Genomic DNA, 3320 nt, shown 5'->3' on the forward strand with positions numbered 1-3320 from the left:
TATATCACTGATACCATTAATAATTTTGTTGGAAATAACTTCAGATATTTCTTTGCTTTTGTTAGCGGTGTTACCAATATTTTGGATCAAAATAACAAACTCATCTCCACCAAAACGGGCAATGGTGTCTTCATCCCTTAAAATGGTTTTCAGTCGAGTGGATACCGATTTGAGAAGCATGTCACCCACTGAGTGCCCATGAAGATCGTTAATGTTTTTGAAGTTATCTAAATCAATAAAAAACACGGCACAGTGAGATTGGTTGCGACTACTGGTGTGCATGGCCTGTGTGACGCGATCGGTCAGCAAACGTCGGTTGGGCAAATCTGTTAGCGTGTCATAGTAAGCCAGATATTGGATTTCATCCTGACTCTTTTTAAACTCGGTTTTATTTTGAACCAAGGTTGCCAAGCCAACGACATGGTTATGATTGTCACGCAAAGCGGTGTAAGTCCATTCGCAGAAAATAATGTCACCCTCCTTGGTCAAATTTTCATTTTGACAATGACTGGAGCTACCCTCAGTAATAAATTGCTTCATTTTTTGGATGACATGCTCCTGAATGTCGATTGGTAACAGGAAACGGGCATGTTGATGAATTGCTTCATCCTGCTGATAACCAAATATTTGCTCAGCTGCAGCATTCCATGACACAACCTGGAGGCTCAAATCCCATTCAATCACCCCCATCGGTGTGTGGTCTAAGTGAATACGTTGATGTTGTGATAACTTCTCAATTTCAGCTTGTTGTTTTATCGCTGCGTGATGTAGCAAGATATTTTCACGCAGTTTTTTACCTAAATTTGATGATGCAATAGAGATATAAACAATATATACGGCGAGTAAAACCGCCATGGCCAGTGATAATTCTATTTCATTGCTAAAAAAACCAGGTAATGACAGCAAATAGATACTGCCGGAAAATAGTTTGGAGGTGATGGCATCCACGGAATACACCACCATCGCACCACCTGTGACACCGACAATAACGAGTGTGATAAAGGCTTTATGAGCGACTTCGTTGGTTTCAGAAAGAAAGTAATAACCAGCCAGCCCCCAAACCATGCCACAAGCCAAAGTGGATAAGCGAAAGATATTGAGCCAAGTGTCAGGGTTTGAGTTATTCGTATTGTGTTGTTTGAAATAAATGGTGGAATATAAACGTAATCCATAAACTGCGCTAAAGATTAGACACCAAGAGGTTAAGATTGTCTTGTTGACCTGGTCATACTCAACATAAGCCAATGTTAAGGCAACGAGACTCGCCACAATAATCGATTTAAGATTGCTGCTATAGAGCATGTTGATGATGTCGACTTTCAAAGCCATTTTTTCATCATGCTCGCTAGGGAGTAATGAAGCTGTGTTCGTATCCAAGCGCAAAAATCCTCTCTTTACATGAACCATCTCGTGAGCATTTTTCACCTGTTTTCAATTGCCTAGTTGAAAACACGCAATGTTCAAATGGTTTTAGCACAGAAAAAAATTACTGTCTATTTTGTCGCAGATCGTCTACTTCTCTTCAGCATGGTCGAATTCCTCTTCACAGCATTGTTTGTTAACTCTTGTAACTAAGCCATAAATAAACTCAGACGTTTAGGCACGTGACGACGAGAGGCATAAATAATGGATAAAGGAATGACCGGGGCGGGATGTTGAGGCAGTATCTCGACTAATTCACCACTTGCAAGATAAGGCTGGGCAGTCAGGGCGGGTAATTGCGCGATACCCTGTCCGGATAAACAGGCGTATAAGTAGGCATCAGAATTATTGACTTGTAGCCTGCTTTTCATCTCGACTAGATGAAGTTGATGCTGATCAATATGTTCAAATATAGCAGCCTGAATTTGCAGGTTTTGTGCATAATCGATGAGGTAATGGCTTGCTAAATCATCTACTGCTTCGGGTTAATACACTGGCGCCAGGTGCAGTTGAAACTGATTTTGGCGGTGGTGCTGTTCGTGATAACACTGAGTTGAACCGCAGCATTGCTAATCAAACTGCATTAGGCAGAGTGGGATTACCCGATGATATTGCTAAGGCATTGGCCATGCTGGTGAGTGATGACAGTTCATGGGTTACGGGTCAACGAATCGAGGCGTCTGGCGGCATGTTTTTATAAAAAATTCAGTGTCCGCCGGTATTAGAAAATAAGTTAATGACAAGTACGCCTGAGATGATTAAGCCCATTCCGAGAAGGGCAGGTAAATCGAGTTTTTGCCCATATACTATCCATGAGATGATAGCGATGAGCACAATGCCCAAGCCTGCCCAGATAGCATAAGCAATACCGACAGGAATCACTCTTAACGACAATGTCAGAAAATAAAAAGCAGTCAGGTAACCCGTAACAACGATAAGTGTCGGAACAAGTCGCGTAAATTCGTGGCTGGCTTTCAGCGCTGAGGTCGCAATGACCTCAGCGATGATGGCAATGGCGAGATATATCCAGTGTGGCACTGACTTACCTTTTGAATGTAGTGATATAAAGCTGCTCGACTTTTTTCCTTGCCCAATCTGTTCGACGCAGAAATTTTAATGACGACTTAATAGAAGGGTCGTTTTTAAAACAGTTCAGGTTAATTCTCTGAGCGAAACCTTCCCAGCCATAATGATCGACCAGTTCAGTGACAATGGTTTCGAGGGTGATGCCATGCAGTGGGTTGTTAGGTTGCTGATTCATAAATAGGCTTTTTTCTAGATGTCATTTCAAGTATGAAGTCATGTTTACTTTAAAGCTTAATCATGACGGCTACTGTATGACTTAAGATTAACATTCAAACAATAAACGCGTTGTAATATCTTTTGCTGCCGGCATGATGAAACTAAGTCATTCATAACGCTGGGTTAGGCTAATGTTGTTTTTGCGTATGTGGCTGTGTTCATCTCCACCGTTTCTGCGGTGATAGTGATATCGAATAAAGGTAATGTTGTACAAAGCCGTTCAACGATTAAATTATTTAAACGTTTCTTTTGCTCCAGGGTGCGCCCTTGATGCAGTCTGACAGTCACGTGCAAAAAGTGTGTGTGATGATCGCCGAGCCTAAACGTTTGGTAAGCAATACTGCGTGTTTTGATATGCTCAGGTTTGAATAAAAGAGAATCTATCGCTGCTTGATGAACAGTATTCACTAATGTCTCAGCTGAAGTGAGCTCAGCCAGAGTCGTTGAATATTCGATAATACAATGTGGCACCGCAATTCTCCTGACTGTATCTGTAGAAACGATATGACACCACTAAAAGAAAAGGCCGCTTAAAGCGGCCTTAATAGCAATGACATCAGTTATTTGATAAATAACATCTCGCGATATTTAGGCAG

Annotated in this window: 6 protein-coding genes; 1 reads left to right on the top strand and 5 read right to left on the bottom strand. The window is 41.5% G+C overall.

Translation table 11 applies throughout. The features are described 5' to 3' along the window. On the bottom strand, positions 1–1377 hold a 1377-nt coding region (locus B4K20_RS10980; protein WP_289282912.1), incomplete at its 3' end, for a sensor domain-containing diguanylate cyclase. Positions 1378–1571: 194 nt separating this feature from the next. Then, positions 1572–1871: a LysR substrate-binding domain-containing protein gene (locus B4K20_RS10985; RefSeq protein ID WP_349676210.1), complete on the bottom strand. Its 300-nt coding sequence runs from the start codon at positions 1869–1871 to the stop codon at positions 1572–1574. A gap of 11 nt (positions 1872–1882) precedes the next feature. Between B4K20_RS10985 and B4K20_RS10990 the strand changes: the two genes are divergently transcribed. Beyond that, on the top strand, positions 1883–2122 hold the full coding sequence (locus B4K20_RS10990; protein WP_289282913.1) for an SDR family oxidoreductase: 240 nt from the start codon (positions 1883–1885) through the stop codon (positions 2120–2122). Positions 2123–2127: 5 nt separating this feature from the next. Here B4K20_RS10990 and B4K20_RS10995 read toward each other — a convergent pair whose 3' ends face one another. The 3 genes from B4K20_RS10995 to B4K20_RS11005 all read right to left on the bottom strand — a co-directional run bounded on the left by B4K20_RS10995 (position 2128) and on the right by B4K20_RS11005 (position 3195). Then, positions 2128–2460: a DMT family transporter gene (locus B4K20_RS10995; RefSeq protein ID WP_289244737.1), complete on the bottom strand. Its 333-nt coding sequence runs from the start codon at positions 2458–2460 to the stop codon at positions 2128–2130. Positions 2461–2464: 4 nt separating this feature from the next. After that, entirely contained in the window at positions 2465–2683 is a 219-nt protein-coding gene (locus B4K20_RS11000) for a VF530 family protein (RefSeq protein ID WP_286304418.1), read from the bottom strand. A 164-nt stretch (positions 2684–2847) separates the two neighbouring features. Then, on the bottom strand, positions 2848–3195 hold the full coding sequence (locus B4K20_RS11005) for a 5-carboxymethyl-2-hydroxymuconate Delta-isomerase (RefSeq protein ID WP_289282914.1): 348 nt from the start codon (positions 3193–3195) through the stop codon (positions 2848–2850). Positions 3196–3320: the final 125 nt, after the last annotated feature.

Origin of the sequence: Methylophaga sp. UBA5088 (genome assembly GCF_002414625.1) — a bacterium.
Classification (GTDB): Bacteria; Pseudomonadota; Gammaproteobacteria; order Nitrosococcales; family Methylophagaceae; genus Methylophaga; species Methylophaga marina.

What these genes read in the sequence shown, in the direction of transcription:
- B4K20_RS11000 (WP_286304418.1), bottom strand. Translation starts at nt 2,683, where the DNA reads ATGAATCAGCAACCTAACAACCCACTGCATGGCATCACCCTCGAAACC.